The sequence below is a fragment of the Luteimonas wenzhouensis genome (genome assembly GCF_007859305.1).
Lineage (GTDB): Bacteria > Pseudomonadota > Gammaproteobacteria > Xanthomonadales > Xanthomonadaceae > Luteimonas > Luteimonas wenzhouensis.
The window spans coordinates 535,511-550,580 of the sequence record NZ_VOHE01000002.1 but is presented as its reverse complement, the minus strand read 5'-3'; the positions used below and the strand labels follow the sequence as shown (position 1 = coordinate 550,580).

Sequence of the window (15,070 nt, the reverse complement as noted above, 5' to 3'; positions counted from 1 at the left end):
CCGGGATCATTGCCTGCGGTGACGTGCGCCCCCCTCCCAGCCTCCCCCGCAAGCGGGGGGAGGAGCAGGGGTCGATATCTGCGGTGGACCGTGCGGCCGGCGGGAACTGGCGAAACCGACCCGGACTCAAGCCGGGCGGTGTCGCCGCAGGTCGCGTGCCAGCCGGCGAGGGTCCTCGGCGGCGGCCGGAGCGTAGCGCCATTGCGCGAAGCGCCGCCCGAGGGCACGCAGCGCGCCGGCGTCCCCGGGCCGTGCGGCCGCGACCCGTTCCACCCATTGCAGCGCCGGTTCGTGCGGCGCGCGCGCCAGGCCCAGCCGCGCGTAGCGGCGGCCCAGCCTGCGCCAGGCACGCACTACCGGATCGCCGCTGCGTTCGGCGCGCGCCGCCAGCCACAGCATCCAGGCCAAGGCCAGGCCGGCCGCGCCGGCGAACAGCGCGGCCAGGCCCCGCACGCCGGTGCGCTCGAGCCCGATCGGCCGCAGGATCGCCACCTGGCGCGCGGCGTCGAAGCCCAGCACCAGGTCGTTCCAGCCGCGCCGCAGCCAGTCGCCGAAATCGAGCACCGGGGTGATCCCCGGCAGCCCGGCCAGGCCGCCGCCGGAGGCGCGATCGTCGATCGTGTCGTAGATGTGTTCGGGCGCCACCGCGGCGGTGGGGTCCACCCGCACCCAGCCGCGGCCCGCCAGCCACACCTCCGCCCAGGCGTGCGCGTCGTTGCGGCGCACCACCCAGTAGTCACCGATCGGATTGCGGTAGCCGCCGACGTAGCCGGTCACGATCCGGGCCGGGATCCCGGCCGCCCGCATCAGGATGACGAAGGCCGAACTGAAGTGTTCGCAGAAGCCCCGCTTCCAGTCGAACAGGAACTCGTCGGCGGCGTGGCGGCCGGGCAGCGGCGTGTCGAGCGTGTAGCCGAACCCGTCGCGGATCATGGCGAGCGCGCGGCGCACGATTGCCTCGTCGTTGCCGGGTCCGGCCTCGGCCCGCCATTGCCGGGCCAGCGCGAGCGTCCGGGGGTTGTAGCCCTCGGGCAGGCGCAGCGCCGCCTGCCGCACCAGGGCCGGCAGCCGAGGCTCGAACGTGCGTGGCGGCGAGGCCTGCATGTGCCAGCGCGTCACCCGGGTCAGCGGGGCGGTCCGGAGCACGTAGTCCCCGCCGGCCTGGGCGCCTTCGGGGATCGCGCCGGGGAGTTCCAGCGCGACCAGGGTCCGACGGTCGGTCGGCTCCACCTCCATCCGGTACTCCCAGCGAACCGGCGCGCGTGCGACCTCCGGCGCGGGGATCCGGCCGAGCCAGCGCGGGCGCCTCCAGGTGCGTCCGTCGTAGTCCATGAGGACCGGCCCCCGCCAGTACATCTGGCTGGTGTCCGGAACCTCGCCGATGAAGTTCACCCGCAGCGCCGGCCGGTCGTCGGACATGAAGTCGATCCACTGGCCCGGCGCCATCTCGTCCGAGAGCCCGGGCTGCGCGAGTACCCGGTCGGGCACGCCCCACAGCGGTGACTGGATGCGCGGGAACAGCCAGAACGCGGCCAGCGCCAGCGGCAGGCCGATCGCGACCAGGCGCAGCACCGCGCGCAGCCGTCCCGGCACCGTGGCCGGTTGCGGGTCGCCGGATTCGTCCGCTGACAGCTGCAGCAGCGCCGCCAGCGCAAGGCACGCGCCGCCCAGGCCGAGCAGCAGCGACAGTGGCCCCTGGTCGAGGAGGAAGGTGGCGAACGGCGCGAACAGCGCGAACCCGACCAGGCTGCGCGCATCGCGCACCCCTGCCAGCTCCCCCGGCTTGAGCGCCAGCATCGCGGCGAGCACCGCGCAGGCCAGGTCCCGGCCCACGCCGAAGCGGAACGTCACCAGGACCGTGCCCACCAGCGCCAGCGCCAGGACGATGCGCAGCCAGCCGGGCAGCGGGCCGCGACGCGACAGGAGCGCGGTGGCCAGCGCCACCGCCACGGTGCCGGCCGCGAGCGTCCGCGGCAGCTGCGGCAGCAGCGGCAGCAGGCAGGCGGCGGCGGCCGCGAGCGCCCAGGCGCGGCCGGCCGGGGTCAGCATGGACGGGTCAGCGCGCCGCATCGGCCTCACCGGGCAACAGCGCCAGCGCGCGCAGGCAGGCATGGCGATGCGCCTGGCCGCTGCCCGGGCCGATCGCCGGCTGGCCGGGCAGGCGCAGGCGGTAACGGCGCATGCCGCGTTCGGCCTCGTCGATCCAGCGCGCGAGGCGCCGGATCCGGGATTCGCGCCCCTGGCCCGCGAGCATGTCCCAGTCCAGCACCACGTCGGTCCCCAGCGGCTGTTCGAACTCGCGCACCAGCAGCGCGTTGCGCCGCGCCGACGCCTTCCAGGCCACCGCGCGCCGGCTGTCGCCCGCGCGCCACTCGCGCAGGTGGTGGACGTCGTCGCCCGCCGGATGCAGCCGGGACTGCAGCCCTTCGCCCCGGCCCAGCGGCAGCGGCGGGCCGTCGGGCTCCGGCGCCGGGTACACCAGCAGCGGCGCCTCCGGCCACACGTAGGCCCAGGCCCGCGCCAGCCCGAGCGGGCGCGTGGTCGAGATCCTGATGCGCCCGGGGTCGAACCAGCCGCGGCGCGCGGTGGGCAGGGCCAGCACCGCTTCGCCGCCGCCCTCGGCCAGCGACAGCGTGGCGGCCTGCCCGGCGCACTCCACCCGCAGTCCGCGCCGCGCGCGGCCCGGTACGGCGCGCACGTGCACGCGCAGCTTCAGCGTCGAGCCCGCGGGCACCGGCTCGGCGCCGATGGCGCGCACCTCCAGCCCCGCCAGCTGCAGTTGCGCGTGCAGCAGGCTGGCCACCGCGGCGCCGGCCAGCACCAGGCACAGCAGCAGGGCGGGGTTGTTGTTGTAGTTCAGCGCGCCCAGGCCCATCGTGGTCAGCAGCACCGCGAAGAACGCGCCGAACCGGGTCGGCAGCACGTAGATGCCGTGGCGGTCGAAGCGCACCGGCAGCGCCGACGGCGTGCGTCCGCGCAGCCAGCGGTCCAGGCGCGCGCGTGCGCGCCGGCGCAGCGGGGCCGCCATCATGCGCGCCGCGTGCCGTGCGCGCGCCGGGTTCCCGGGCGTGCCACGTCCGTCGAAGCCGCGGGCCCCGGCATGGCGCTCAATCCACCGCCACGTCGCGCAGGATCGCCTCCGCCAGCGTGGCGCCGTCGCCGGCGTCGTTCTCCGGCACCAGGCGGTGGGCCGCGACCGGGACGAACAGCGCCTGCACGTCCTCCGGCAGCACGTGGTCGCGTCCGGCGAGCAGCGCATGGGCGCGGGCCGCGCGCAGCAAGGCGATGCCCGCGCGCGGCGACAGGCCCATGCGCACGCCGGGCGCGTGGCGGCTGCGGTTGAGCAGCGCCTGCACGTATCCGACCAGGGCGTCGCTGGCGTGGGTGGCGAGCACCGCGCGGCGAAGGCGCAGCACGTCCTCGGCGCCCAGCGCCGGAATCGCCTGGGCGATGAGGTCGCGGCGGTCCTCGCCGGCGAGCAGCGCGCGTTCGGCCGCCTCGTCGGGGTAGCCCAGGGTCAGGCGCAACAGGAACCGGTCGAGCTGCGAGTCGGGCAGGGGATAGGTGCCCGACAGGTCCACCGGGTTCTGGGTGGCGATCACGAAGAACGGCTCGGGCAGGCGGTGGGTGGTGCCGTCCACCGTCACCTGGTGCTCGGCCATCGCCTCGAGCAGCGCGCTCTGGGTGCGCGGCGGCGCGCGGTTGATCTCGTCGGCGAGCAGCACGTTCGCGAACACCGGCCCGGGGTGGAACTCGAAACGGCGCGCCTGGGCGTCGTAGATCGAGACCCCGACGATGTCCGTGGGCAGCAGGTCGGAGGTGAACTGCACGCGCTGGAACCCGAGACCGAGCGTGGCCGCCAGGGCGTGGGCCAGCGTGGTCTTGCCCAGCCCCGGCAGGTCCTCGATCAACAGGTGGCCGTCCGACAGCAGGGCCACGAACGCCAGGCGCACCTCCCGCGCCTTTCCCAGCACCAGCCGGTTCACCTGCGCCTGGGCATGCGTCAACGCCTGTTGGTCGCGCTCGGTTAGCATGGCCGGTTCCTGGGTGGCGGCAGGCACGGCGCTCTCCCTTGGTTTCAAACCGGATCGAGTGTAGCGGGGGTCGTGGCGCCATGCGCGAAAACGGGGTCACGCGTGCGGTCTTCATCACGCTCTGGCTGGCGCTCGTGCCGGCCAAGCTGCTGGTGGCCGCGCGGCTGCCGCTGTTCGTCGACGAGGCGTTCTACTGGCAGGAAGGCCACCATCTGGCCTGGGCCTATTCGGACCTGCCAGGGCTGACCGCCTGGACCATCCGCCTGGGCGGCGAACTGTTCGGCGACGGCGTGCTCGCGGTGCGCTCGCTCTTCCTGCTGGTCTCGTTCGCGCTGCCCTGGCTGGTGGTGTCGCTGGCGCGGCGCGAAGGCGACGCGGGTGCCGCCTGGCTGGCCGGTTGCGGGGCGCTGGTGCTGCCGCTGTTCGCGATGCTCGGGGTGATGGCGCTGCCGGACGTGCTGCTGGCCGCGGCCACGCTGTTGGCGCTCGACGCGCTGACCCGGATGCTGCGCGGCGCGAGCCACGCCAACGCGGCGCAGCTCGCGGTGGCGCTGGCCATCGGCGCGCTCAGCCACTACCGCTTCATCGCCGCGATCGGCGCCGGCTTCGTCGCGCTGCTGCTGCTGCCGCAGGGGCGCGCGCTGCTGCGCGATCCGCGGGTGCTCGTGGCCCTGGCCGTCGGCGCCGCCGCCTGGATGCCGTTGCTGGCGTGGAACCTGGAGAACGCCGAGGCCGGGCTCCGGTTCCAGCTGGTCGACCGGCATCCCTGGACGCTGCACGCCGAAGGAGCTGCCTTCCCGGTGGTCCAGGCGATCCTGGTGAGCCCGCTGCTGTTCGTGGCCCTGCTGCTTGCCGCGTGGCGCTTCGCGCGCTCCGGGACGCCGGCGCAGCGGCTGCTCGCGTCGAGCGGCGGGATCCTGATCCTGGGCTTCTTCGTGCTCGGGTTCTTCGCCGACACCGAGCGGGTGAGCTTCCACTGGCCGCTGCCCGGCTACGTCGCGTTGCTGCCGCTGCTGCCGACGGTGCTCGCGCGCTGGCCGCGCGGCCTGCGGGTCGCGACCTGGGGCCTGGCCGGCTGTGGGCTGGTGGCGATGCTGGGCTACTACCTCGCGGTCTCCACGCCCCAGGCCCGCGAACGCATGGCCGGGCTCAAATGGTATCCGTCCAACTTCGCCGGCTGGGACGAACTGGCCGGCGAGGTGCGCCGGGTGCGCGCGGGGATGCCGCCCGGCACCCGGCTGGTCGCGGACAACTTCAAGATCGGCGCGGAACTGGGCTTCGCCCTGGGCGAGACCCGGATCCCGGTCCTGGACCATCCGCTCAACCGCGCGCACGGGCGCGCGCCGCAGCTGGCGCTGTGGGGCCTGGACGCCTCGCGCCAGGGCCTGGGCGATGCGCCCGTGCTGCTCGTGGTGGGCGCCACCGACGTGCCCTACCGCGACCTGCTGCAGCGCTACCACGCGCTGTGCCGGGCGCTGGGGCCGCTGCCGCCGCCGCGCGCGCTCAACATCGACCACGGGCGCCAGCGGTTCCTGCTGCTGGCCTGGCCCGACGGGCTGCCGGCGGCGGCGGAACCGGCCGCCTGCACCACGCCGGCCATGGCCTGGATCGACCGGCCGCTGGCCGGGGCACGGGTCGGCGCCCCGCTCGAGGTCTCCGGCTGGGCGTTCAAGGACGGCATCGGGCTCGAGCGGGTCGAGGTGCTGGTCGACGGGCGTCCGGCGGCGGTGGCCGAGTACGGGCTGGCCAGCCCATGGACCGCCGCCTACTGGCGCATCTCCAACGATCCGAACCATCCCGGCGTGGGCTTCCGCGCCCGGGTGGAGCCCGGGCGCCTGCCCCCCGGCCGTCGCTGGCTGGGGCTGCGCCTGCACGGGCGCGACGGCAGCATCGAGGACTGGAGCGAAGTGCCGGTGACGGTGGACCCGGTGGCGGACGGCGCCGGGCCGGCCGACTGAGCGGCCTCGACGGCCGCGCCTTCTCAGGGCAGCGCGACGCCGCGGGCGCGCAGCAGGCGGACGGTCGCGATCAGCGGCAACCCCACCAGCGCGGTGGGGTCGCGCGATTCGATCGATTCGAACAGCGTGATTCCCAGCCCCTCGGACTTGAAGCTCCCGGCGCAGTCCAGCGGCGACTCGGCATCGACGTAGCGCACGATCTCGTCGGCGGACAGGTGGCGCACGCGCACCGTGGTCGTGTCCAGGGCCTGCTCGACCGGCTCGCCGGCGCGGGCCAGGGCGACTGCGGTCAGGAATACCGCCTCGCGCCCCGACATCCGCTGCAGCTGGGCGATGGCGGCGTCGCGGTTGCCCGGCTTGCCCAGGATCCGGCCATCACAGCTGGCGACCTGGTCGGACCCGAGCACCAGCGCGTCCGGGCGTGCGGCCGCCACGGCCCCGGCCTTGGCCGCGGCCAGCCGCAGCGCCAGGGTGGCCGGCGGCTCGCCGGGCAGGGGCCGCTCGTCGACCTCGGGGCGCACGCTCTCGAACGGCAGCCCCAGCCGCGCCAGCAGCTGGGCGCGGTAGCGGGACGTGGAGGCCAGTACCAGCGGCGGCATGGTCGGGCCCCTGCTCAATGCAGCGAGGCGCGCGCGCGCTCGATCTGGACCAGCTGGTCGTCGATGCTTTCGCGCGCGGCGTCGATCGAGGCGCGCACCGAGTCGAGCTGCTCCAGCGAGGCGGCCTGGCCGTGCTGTTGCAGCCACAGCCGCTGGCGCAGCATCTCCTGCATCGCCTCGCGCACCGGGTTCTGCTCGTCGCCCGCGATCGCCTCGATCTCCGAGCGCGCGGTGCGCAGCCGGTCCTCGAGCGCGTCGGCCGAGTCCAGCAGCCGGGCGACCGCGCGGGTGCGCTGCTCTCCGCGGCGCCGGTACCAGGTCGCCAGCGCGACCGCGGCCGCGACCAGCAGCAGGGAAAGTGCGACCATGGCCACGTCGGGGCTCCCGGTGGACGGAGCCCCAGTCTGACCGGAGCCCATGGGTCCGGGCAAATCGCACGGCCGGCCGGCGGCGTGGTTTGACACCAGGTCGGCCCCTCCTTAACATTCATCGGCTTATGTCCGCGGAACTGCCCGAAATCCTGGACGCGTGGCGGATGGTCGCCGGGCGGCGGGAGTTCGAGGGGCGGGCCGCGCTGTCCGCGCTGTCCAGGCTGCGCGACGCGCTGTCCGACGCGGAGGGCGAGGTGGAGTTCGCGCTCGCGTTCGACCACGACGCCCTGCGGGTTCCGTACCTGGAACTGAAGCTCGCCGCGGAGTTGCCGCTGCAATGCCAGCGCACCCTGCAGCGGTTCCTGTTCCCGGTCAGGACGGTGCAGCGCCTGGGCCTGATCCGCGACGAGGCGGACGAGGCCGCGCTGCCGCCGGGTTACGAAGCGCTGCTGGTCCCGGCCAGCGGCGAGATCCGGCCACTGGAACTGGTCGAGGACGAACTGATCCTCGCCATTCCGGTGGTCCCGGTGAAACCGGGCACGGAAGCGGTCGAGCGCGACTGGCACGTGCCGCCCGAGGAGCAGGCCGCCGCCCATCCCTTCGCCGGGCTGGCGGCGCTGAAGAAGCCGGACAAACCGAGTTAACGTCACGCGCCGTCATGGCGCCCCCGAGCAGTCGCAACAACCGAATCGTCCCCGGAGCAATCCCATGGCAGTGCAGAAGTCCCGCGTCACCCCGTCCCGTCGTGGCATGCGTCGTTCGCACGACGCGCTGACGGCCAAGCAGCTGGCCACCGACCCGACCTCGGGCGAGACCCACCTGCGCCACCACGTGACCGCCGACGGCTACTACCGTGGCCGGCAGGTGATCCAGCCCAAGGCCAGGATCGTCGAGGAAGACTGATCCTGTCCCGGGTCCGCGCGGACCCGGCGACCACAGGCATGCCGGCGGACGGTTGCGCCGCCGGCACCCCACGGCGCCCAGCGCCCGCACCGACCCGAGGGCCGTCCACGAGATGACCGAGCGCATCTATTCCCGCATCGCCGGCACCGGCAGCTACCTGCCGTCCAAGGTGCTGACCAACGACGACCTGGCGAAGATCGTCGACACCAGCGACGAATGGATCGCCACCCGCACCGGGATCCGCGAGCGCCACATCGCCGCCGAGGGCGAGACCACGGTCGACCTCGGCCTGCACGCCGCGCAGCGCGCGCTCGAGGCCGCCGGCGTGGAGGCCTCGCAGATCGACCTGATCGTCTTCGGCACCACCACGCCGGACCTCGTCTTCCCCTCGTCGGCCTGCCTGCTGCAGCAGCGCCTCGGGATCGCCGGGTGCGGCGCGTTCGACGTCAACGCCGCCTGCTCGGGCTTCCTGTACGCGCTCTCGGTGGCCGACAAGTTCATCCGCACCGGGGATGCGAAGACGGTGCTGGTGGTGGGCGCCGAGACCCTGACCCGCATGGTCGACTGGAACGACCGCACCACCTGCGTGCTGTTCGGCGACGGCGCCGGCGCGGTCGTGCTCGAGGCCGACGCCGAGACCGGCATCCTCAGCACCCACCTGCACGCCGACGGCAGCAAGAAGGAGCTGCTGTGGAACCCGGTCGGCGTCTCGGTGGGTTTCGACACCGGCGCGCACAACGCGGGCGTGCGCATCCAGATGGCCGGCAGCGACGTGTTCAAGTACGCGGTCAAGGCGCTCGACTCGGTGGTCGAGGAAACGCTCGAGGCCAACGGCCTGGACCGCCACGACATCGACTGGCTGATCCCGCACCAGGCCAACCTGCGCATCATCGAGGCCACGGCCAAGCGCCTGGACATGCCGATGGAGCGCGTGATCGTCACCGTCGACCGCCACGGCAACACCTCGTCGGGCTCGGTCCCGCTGGCGCTGGACGAGGCGGTGCGCTCGGGCAAGGTGCAGCGCGGCCAGCTGCTGCTGCTCGAGGCCTTCGGCGGCGGCTTCACCTGGGGTTCGGCGCTGCTGCGGTACTGATCGATGCAGTGGCGGCGTCCAGGACGGGCGCCGCGATGGCAAGGCAACAGGAGGACGCCGGATGGGAAAGGAAGGTCAGGTCAGGCGCCTGGACGTCGAGGGTGGCGTCGCTTGGTTCAAACGCTACGGCAGCGCGCGGCGCGCGTTGCGCATGCGGGCGATGGACTGGACGGCGATGCGGCTGGGCGTCACCCCGCTGCGCGCCCCGCCGCGCCATGTCGGGCCTGACGGGCGCCGGGTCGAACAGCGCCGCCTGACCGAACTCGCTTCGCTCGACGTGAACGTCCCGCGCGTCCTGGCGCAGGGCGACGACTGCCTGCTGCTGAGCGACATGGGCCAGACGCTCGCCGACCGCCTGCGCCGCAGCGGGCCCGACGAGGCCCGGACGCTGGTGTCGCGCGCGGTCGAGGCGATCGCCGCCGTGCATGCGCGTGGCGCCTACCTGGGCGCGCCGGTGGCCCGCAACCTCACCGTGGATGCCGATGGCCGGATCGGCTTCATCGATTTCGAGGAGGACCCGGGCGAAGTCATGCCGCTCGCCGATGCGCAGGCGCGCGACTGGCTGGTGTTCAGCGCTGGCGTGTCGCGGCACGTGCCGTTCGACGAGCAGGAACTCGCCGGGCTGCTGGCGGCGGGACTGCGGCGTGAACGGCCACCGTCGCGCAGCGCGCTGGCCAGGACGGTCGAGCGGCTGGGCTTCCTGCGCCGGCCGACCGCCTGGCTGGGCGGGCGCGCGGCCGGCATCGGCAAGGCGCTGGGCAGCCTCCGGCGTGCGATCGGGAGCAGCGGCGGGAGCGTACTCGCGCTGGCCGCGGCCCTGGCGCTCGACCTTCTGCACGACGGCGACATCGAACTGCTGGTCCTGCTGGCGGGCATGCTCGACTGATTCCGCCTCGACCCTACGGTCGGGTACAGACAATCCCAAGGCCGGCCCGTTACCATCTGCGGCCGTTTTTTCCCGCGCCGAGCCGTCGTGACCGATCCGCAACTCGCCTTTGTGTTTCCCGGCCAGGGGTCCCAGTCGATCGGGATGCTCGCCGGCCTCGCCGAGGCGCACGCCGTCGTCCGCGAGAGCTTCGAGGAAGCCTCGCAGGGCGCGGGCGTCGACCTGTGGGCGCTGGCCCAGCAGGGTCCCGAGGAGCAGCTCAACCAGACCGAGTTCACCCAGCCGGCGCTGCTCGCGGCCGGGATCGCGGTGTGGCGTGCATGGCAGGCCGCCGGCGGGGCGCAGCCCGCGCTGCTGGCCGGGCACAGCCTGGGCGAGTACGCCGCGCTGGTGGCGGCGGGCGCGATGTCGCTGGAGGATGGCGCGCGCCTGGTGCGCCTGCGCGGCCGGCTGATGCAGGACGCCGCGCCCGCCGGCACCGGGGCGATGGCGGCGGTGCTCGGCGCCGAGGACGCACTGGTGGAAGAGGTCTGCCGCGAAGCCTCGCAGGACGGCATCGTCGTGCCGGCCAACCACAATTCGCCCGGGCAGATCGTGATCGGCGGCCATGCCGCGGCGGTCGAGCGCGCGCTGGCGCTGCTGGGCGAGCGTGGGGTGCGCAAGGCGGTGAAGTTGGCGGTGAGCGTGCCTTCGCACACGCCGCTGATGCGCGAGGCCGCCAACCGCCTCGACGAAGCGATGGCCAACGTCGCATGGAACGAACCCGCGATCCCGGTGGTGCAGAACGTGGACGCCCAGGTGCACGAGGGCGTCCAGGCGATCCGCGACGCCCTGGTGCGCCAGCTCTACCTGCCGGTGCAGTGGACCGGCTGCGTGCAGGCGCTGGCCACCGCGGGCGCGACCCGGATCGGCGAATGCGGTCCGGGCAAGGTGCTCTCCGGGCTGGCCAGGCGCATCGACAAGGGCCTGGACGCGCGCGCACTCGGCACCCCCGGGGACCTCGAGGCGGCGCTCGGCGCTTGGGCCGGCTGATGCGCGCGGGCACCGGGATTTCCGGCGCCGGCGCGGTTTGGGCGACAATGCGCGCCGCGACCACACCCATTCCACGACAGGCGGACAGGCAATGACCCAGCAACTCCAGGGAGAGATCGCACTGGTGACCGGCGCAAGCCGCGGCATCGGCGCCGCGATCGCCGACACGCTGGCGGCCCGGGGCGCGACCGTGATCGGCACCGCGACCAGCGAGGCCGGCGCGCAGGCGATCGGCGAGCGGCTCGCCGCGCACGGCGGACAGGGCCGCGTACTGGACGTCTCCGTCCCCGGCCAGGTCGAGGCCCTGATCGACGCGATCGGCAAGGAGGTCGGGCCGCTGTCGATCCTGGTCAACAACGCCGGCATCACCCGCGACGGCCTGCTCATGCGCATGGGCGACGAGGACTGGCAGGCGGTGATCGACACCAACCTCAGCAGCGTCTACCGAGCCTGCAAGGCCGCGATGCGGGGGATGATGAAGGCGCGCAAGGGCCGGATCATCAACATCGCCTCGGTGATCGGCGTGACCGGCAACGCCGGCCAGACCAACTACGCCGCGGCCAAGGCCGGCATCATCGCCTTCAGCAAGTCGCTGGCCAAGGAAATCGGCTCGCGCGGCGTGACCGTGAACGTGGTCGCGCCCGGCTTCATCGAGACCGACATGACCGCCGCCCTGCCCGAGGACGTGAAGCAGGGGCTGGTCGGGCAGATCGCCCTGTCGCGTCTGGGGCAGCCGTCGGACGTCGCCAACGCGGTCGCCTTCCTGGCCGGGCCGGGCGCCGGCTACATCACCGGAGAGACCATCCACGTCAACGGCGGCATGTACATGCCCTGACGCAGCCGTTCCCGGGCGGGGACGCACCCGCGTCGCCGCCGTAAGTTGCCGATTTCCAAGGGAAAGCGCGACTCGACCCTGAGCCGCGCCGGCCCGCCACCGGGGTTGCGCCGCGGCAACGCGCTATCCTCGCCCCGGCTCAGACCTTAAACTTGTCACCGTAACATCCTCCGCGGAGCTACAGCCAATGAGCAGCATCGAAGAACGCGTCAAGAAGATCGTCGTCGAACAACTGGGCGTCAAGGAAGAGGAAGTCAGCGCCAACGCTTCCTTCGTCGACGACCTCGGCGCGGATTCGCTCGACACCGTCGAACTGGTGATGGCGCTCGAAGAAGAATTCGAGTGCGAGATCCCCGACGAGGAAGCCGAGAAGATCACCTCGGTGCAGCAGGCGATCGACTACATCAAGGCCCACGTCAAGGCGTGATGCCCGCGGAGCGCCACGCCTGGCCGTCGCGCCGGGCGTGGCCGCGCCGGCCAATGTGCCCGGCCCGAGGCGGCCGGTACAACACAATCCCCGGGGCCGCGTTGCGGCCTCGCGCGTTTTGCGGCGCCCGGCCGGGGCGCGACGCCACCAGGAATCGAGAGGAGAAAGCCGAACATGTCCAAGCGCCGCGTCGCCATCACCGGCATCGGCATCCTGTCGCCGCTCGGCAACGACCTGGCCTCGAGCTGGGACGGCGTCGTTGCCGGGCGTTCGGGGATCGGCCCGATCACCCATTTCGACGCGTCCGCCTTCGCCACCCGGATCTCGGGCGAGGTGAAGGACTTCGACGCCAGCCGCTGGATCCCGCCGAAGGACATCAAGAAGATGGATCCCTTCGTCCATTACGGCGTGGCAGCGGCGCTGATGTCGATCGCCGACTCGGGGCTGGAAATCGATGAGGCGAACGCCGACCGCATCGGCGTGGCCATCGGCGCCGGCATCGGTGGACTGAAGGGCATCGAGGAAACCGCGGTCAAGTACCACGACGGCGGGCCGCGCAAGATCTCCCCGTTCTACGTGCCCAGCACCATCATCAACATGGTCGCCGGCCATGTCTCGATCATGACCGGCGCCAAGGGCCCGAACATCGCCGTCGTCACCGCCTGCACCACGGCCACCCACAACATCGGCCTGGCCGCGCGCATGATCCAGTATGGCGACGCCGACGCGATGATCGCCGGCGGCGCCGAGTTCGCGACCACGCCGACCTCGCTGGGCGGCTTCTGCGCGATGAAGGCGCTGTCCACCCGCAACGACGACCCGCAGCGCGCTTCGCGTCCGTGGGACGCCGGCCGCGACGGCTTCGTGATGGGCGACGGCGCCGGCGTGCTGGTGCTCGAGGAGTACGAGCGCGCGAAGGCGCGCGGCGCGCGTATCTACGCCGAGCTGGCCGGCTTCGGCATGAGCGGCGACGCCCACCACATGACCGCGCCCAGCGAGAATGGCGAGGGCGCCGCGCGCTGCATGGTCGCGGCGCTGCGCGATGCCGGCATCGACCCGTCGAAAGTCGGCTACATCAACGCCCACGGCACCTCGACCCCGCAGGGCGACCTGGCCGAGACCATGGGCATCAAGTCGGTGTTCGGCGCGCACGCCTCGAAGCTGATGGTGAGCTCGACCAAGTCGATGACCGGCCACCTGCTCGGCGCGGCCGGCGGCGTGGAGGCGGTGTTCTCCGCGATGGCCCTGCACACCGGCGTGATCCCGCCGACGATCAACCTCGAGAATCCATCCGAGGGTTGCGACCTCGACTACGTGCCCAACACCGCGCGCGAGGCGCAAGTGGACGTGGCGCTCTCGAACTCGTTCGGCTTCGGCGGCACCAACGGCACCCTGGTCTTCCGGCGCGCCTGAACCGCAGCGGCGCGCCCGTGGTGGCGTGCCGCGTTGCCGCCGCGGGATGTCCGCTTGCCGTGGAGCGTCCGCCGGCCGGCCGGATGCGATGGCGTCCGGTTCCACCTGATCCGACCCCAGGCGTCCAGACGTGCTGATCAGCAGGCCGCTCCCGCCCGACACCGACCTCCTGGCGCTTCACCGCGTCGATCCGGGCCGCTACCGGCTGCTGCTGCAGTCGGTGGCGCACGGCACCGCGCAGGCGCGCTGGGACCTGCTGCTGCTGGCCGACGGCGGCTCGCTCACCCTGGGCCGCGACGGCGTCACCCGCGACGCCTCCGGGGCCGTCGTTCCCGGTACGTTCCTGCAGGCGCTCGACGCCGCCTGGCGCGCAGGGCGCCTGCCGCGCGAGGAGCCGCGTTGGCCGTTCCGCGGCGGCTGGGCGCTGCTCCTGTGCTACGAGCTCGCGCGCCAGCTGGAACCGGTGCTGGTGTTGCCCGATGCGCCAGGCGGCCTGCCCGTGGCGCAGGCGCTACGCTGCCCGGCGGCGGTCCTGCGCGACCACGCCAGCGGCACCTGCGTCGCGGTCGCCGAGGACGGGCATGGCGGGATGCTCGACCGGGTCGAACGGGACCTGGCCGCGGCCGGGTCGCTGCCCGCCTGGCCGGCCTGGGCGCCACCCGCGGCGGTGCACGAGGATCCTGCCGGCGACTTCGCCGCCGGCGTCGCGCGGGTGCTCGACTACCTCGCCGCGGGCGACGTGTTCCAGGCCAACCTCTCGCGCGCCTGGCGCGCGGAGTTCGCTGCCGCGCTGGATCCGGCGCGGCTGTACGCGCGCATGCGCGAGGCGAGCCCGGCGCCGTTTTCCGGCCTGTACGCCGGCGACGGCTGGGCGGTGGCCAGCGCCTCGCCCGAGCGCCTGGTCTCGATCCGCGGCGACCTGGTGGAGACGCGCCCGATCGCCGGCACCCGGCCGCGCGTGCCCGGCGACGACGACGAGGTCCGGGTGCGCGAACTCATCGGCCACCCCAAGGAGCGCGCCGAACACGTGATGCTGGTGGACCTGGAGCGCAACGACCTGGGTCGCGTGTGCGTGCCCGGCAGCGTCGAGGTCGACGAACTGATGGCGATCGAGAGCTACGCCCACGTGCACCACATCGTCAGCAACGTGCGCGGCCGCCTGCGCGCCGACGCCGGCCCTTGCGACGTGGTCGTGGCCACGTTCCCCGGCGGCACGATCACCGGCTGTCCCAAGGTGCGCTGCATGCAGGTGATTGCCGAACTCGAGGGCACCGGCCGCGGCAGCTACACCGGCGCGATGGGCTGGCTCAACCGCGACGGCGACCTCGACCTCAACATCCTGATCCGCAGCGCCGAGGTGGAGGGCGCCGAAGTCCGCTTCCGCACCGGCGCCGGGATCGTGGCCGATTCGGATCCTGTACGGGAACTCGAGGAAACCCGTGCCAAGGCGCGCGGCCTGCTGCAGGCGCTCGCGGCCGACCCCGGCGGGGCCACGGTATCCTAGCCCGATGATCCCGAC

General features: G+C 73.4%; 15 protein-coding genes. 10 read left to right on the top strand and 5 right to left on the bottom strand.

Going from position 1 to position 15,070, the window contains the following annotated elements; genetic code table 11:
- Positions 1 to 126: 126 nt before the first annotated feature.
- From FQY79_RS05905 to FQY79_RS05895, 3 genes are all read right to left on the bottom strand, one after another.
- Entirely contained in the window at positions 127 to 2,049 is a 1,923-nt protein-coding gene (locus FQY79_RS05905) for a transglutaminase TgpA family protein (protein WP_246123019.1), read from the bottom strand.
- A gap of 7 nt (positions 2,050 to 2,056) precedes the next feature.
- Positions 2,057 to 3,031, bottom strand: a complete 975-nt coding sequence (locus FQY79_RS05900) for a DUF58 domain-containing protein (protein ID WP_425463181.1) — start codon at positions 3,029 to 3,031, stop codon at positions 2,057 to 2,059.
- Between the two features lie 76 nt (positions 3,032 to 3,107).
- Positions 3,108 to 4,034 carry an AAA family ATPase gene (locus FQY79_RS05895; RefSeq protein WP_146311650.1) on the bottom strand — a complete coding sequence of 309 codons (927 nt, stop codon included), beginning with the start codon at positions 4,032 to 4,034 and terminating at the stop codon, positions 3,108 to 3,110.
- Between the two features lie 80 nt (positions 4,035 to 4,114).
- Here FQY79_RS05895 and FQY79_RS05890 point away from each other — a divergent pair, with 80 nt between their 5' ends.
- Positions 4,115 to 5,992, top strand: coding sequence for a glycosyltransferase family 39 protein (locus FQY79_RS05890; RefSeq protein ID WP_146311648.1), 1,878 nt, complete (start codon positions 4,115 to 4,117; stop codon positions 5,990 to 5,992).
- A gap of 23 nt (positions 5,993 to 6,015) precedes the next feature.
- Here FQY79_RS05890 and FQY79_RS05885 read toward each other — a convergent pair whose 3' ends face one another.
- A complete protein-coding gene (locus tag FQY79_RS05885) occupies positions 6,016 to 6,591 on the bottom strand; it encodes a Maf family protein (protein WP_146311646.1) in 576 nt (191 codons plus the stop codon).
- Positions 6,592 to 6,605: 14 nt separating this feature from the next.
- On the bottom strand, positions 6,606 to 6,959 hold the full coding sequence (locus tag FQY79_RS05880) for a hypothetical protein (RefSeq protein ID WP_146311644.1): 354 nt from the start codon (positions 6,957 to 6,959) through the stop codon (positions 6,606 to 6,608).
- A gap of 128 nt (positions 6,960 to 7,087) precedes the next feature.
- On the opposite strand from FQY79_RS05880, the gene FQY79_RS05875 reads away from it, so the two are divergent.
- The 9 genes from FQY79_RS05875 (at position 7,088) to FQY79_RS05835 (ending at position 15,055) form a co-directional block, all read left to right on the top strand.
- A complete protein-coding gene (locus FQY79_RS05875) occupies positions 7,088 to 7,606 on the top strand; it encodes a YceD family protein (protein ID WP_146311642.1) in 519 nt (172 codons plus the stop codon).
- Positions 7,607 to 7,670: 64 nt separating this feature from the next.
- The gene (rpmF, locus tag FQY79_RS05870) at positions 7,671 to 7,865 is read left to right on the top strand and encodes a 50S ribosomal protein L32 (RefSeq protein WP_146311640.1); all 195 of its coding nucleotides are present in this window, start codon (positions 7,671 to 7,673) and stop codon (positions 7,863 to 7,865) included.
- Positions 7,866 to 7,977: 112 nt separating this feature from the next.
- Positions 7,978 to 8,958, top strand: a complete 981-nt coding sequence (locus FQY79_RS05865; RefSeq protein WP_146311638.1) for a beta-ketoacyl-ACP synthase III — start codon at positions 7,978 to 7,980, stop codon at positions 8,956 to 8,958.
- A gap of 61 nt (positions 8,959 to 9,019) precedes the next feature.
- A complete protein-coding gene (locus FQY79_RS05860) occupies positions 9,020 to 9,844 on the top strand; it encodes a BUD32 family EKC/KEOPS complex subunit (protein ID WP_146311636.1) in 825 nt (274 codons plus the stop codon).
- Positions 9,845 to 9,931: 87 nt separating this feature from the next.
- Positions 9,932 to 10,876 carry an ACP S-malonyltransferase gene (gene fabD / locus FQY79_RS05855; RefSeq protein ID WP_146311634.1) on the top strand — a complete coding sequence of 315 codons (945 nt, stop codon included), beginning with the start codon at positions 9,932 to 9,934 and terminating at the stop codon, positions 10,874 to 10,876.
- 91 nt (positions 10,877 to 10,967) lie between these two features.
- Positions 10,968 to 11,711 (top strand): 3-oxoacyl-ACP reductase FabG, encoded by a 744-nt coding sequence (gene fabG / locus FQY79_RS05850; RefSeq protein ID WP_146311632.1) that lies wholly within the window; start codon positions 10,968 to 10,970, stop codon positions 11,709 to 11,711.
- A gap of 187 nt (positions 11,712 to 11,898) precedes the next feature.
- A complete protein-coding gene (gene acpP / locus FQY79_RS05845; RefSeq protein WP_027072546.1) occupies positions 11,899 to 12,138 on the top strand; it encodes an acyl carrier protein in 240 nt (79 codons plus the stop codon).
- A 174-nt stretch (positions 12,139 to 12,312) separates the two neighbouring features.
- Positions 12,313 to 13,551 carry a beta-ketoacyl-ACP synthase II gene (gene fabF / locus FQY79_RS05840; RefSeq protein WP_146311630.1) on the top strand — a complete coding sequence of 413 codons (1,239 nt, stop codon included), beginning with the start codon at positions 12,313 to 12,315 and terminating at the stop codon, positions 13,549 to 13,551.
- A gap of 130 nt (positions 13,552 to 13,681) precedes the next feature.
- On the top strand, positions 13,682 to 15,055 hold the full coding sequence (locus FQY79_RS05835) for an aminodeoxychorismate synthase component I (RefSeq protein WP_146311628.1): 1,374 nt from the start codon (positions 13,682 to 13,684) through the stop codon (positions 15,053 to 15,055).
- Positions 15,056 to 15,070 lie beyond the last annotated feature (15 nt).

Excerpts from the sequence above, each read along its gene's own strand:
- FQY79_RS05905 (WP_246123019.1), bottom strand. The coding sequence starts at position 2,049 with ATGCTGACCCCGGCCGGCCGCGCCTGGGCGCTCGCGGCCGCCGCCGCC.
- FQY79_RS05900 (WP_425463181.1), bottom strand. The coding sequence starts at position 3,031 with ATGATGGCGGCCCCGCTGCGCCGGCGCGCACGCGCGCGCCTGGACCGC.
- FQY79_RS05895 (WP_146311650.1), bottom strand. The coding sequence starts at position 4,034 with ATGCTAACCGAGCGCGACCAACAGGCGTTGACGCATGCCCAGGCGCAG.
- FQY79_RS05890 (WP_146311648.1), top strand. The coding sequence starts at position 4,115 with ATGCGCGAAAACGGGGTCACGCGTGCGGTCTTCATCACGCTCTGGCTG.
- FQY79_RS05885 (WP_146311646.1), bottom strand. The coding sequence starts at position 6,591 with ATGCCGCCGCTGGTACTGGCCTCCACGTCCCGCTACCGCGCCCAGCTG.
- FQY79_RS05880 (WP_146311644.1), bottom strand. The coding sequence starts at position 6,959 with ATGGTCGCACTTTCCCTGCTGCTGGTCGCGGCCGCGGTCGCGCTGGCG.
- FQY79_RS05875 (WP_146311642.1), top strand. The coding sequence starts at position 7,088 with ATGTCCGCGGAACTGCCCGAAATCCTGGACGCGTGGCGGATGGTCGCC.
- rpmF (WP_146311640.1), top strand. The coding sequence starts at position 7,671 with ATGGCAGTGCAGAAGTCCCGCGTCACCCCGTCCCGTCGTGGCATGCGT.
- FQY79_RS05865 (WP_146311638.1), top strand. The coding sequence starts at position 7,978 with ATGACCGAGCGCATCTATTCCCGCATCGCCGGCACCGGCAGCTACCTG.
- FQY79_RS05860 (WP_146311636.1), top strand. The coding sequence starts at position 9,020 with ATGGGAAAGGAAGGTCAGGTCAGGCGCCTGGACGTCGAGGGTGGCGTC.
- fabG (WP_146311632.1), top strand. The coding sequence starts at position 10,968 with ATGACCCAGCAACTCCAGGGAGAGATCGCACTGGTGACCGGCGCAAGC.
- acpP (WP_027072546.1), top strand. The coding sequence starts at position 11,899 with ATGAGCAGCATCGAAGAACGCGTCAAGAAGATCGTCGTCGAACAACTG.
- fabF (WP_146311630.1), top strand. The coding sequence starts at position 12,313 with ATGTCCAAGCGCCGCGTCGCCATCACCGGCATCGGCATCCTGTCGCCG.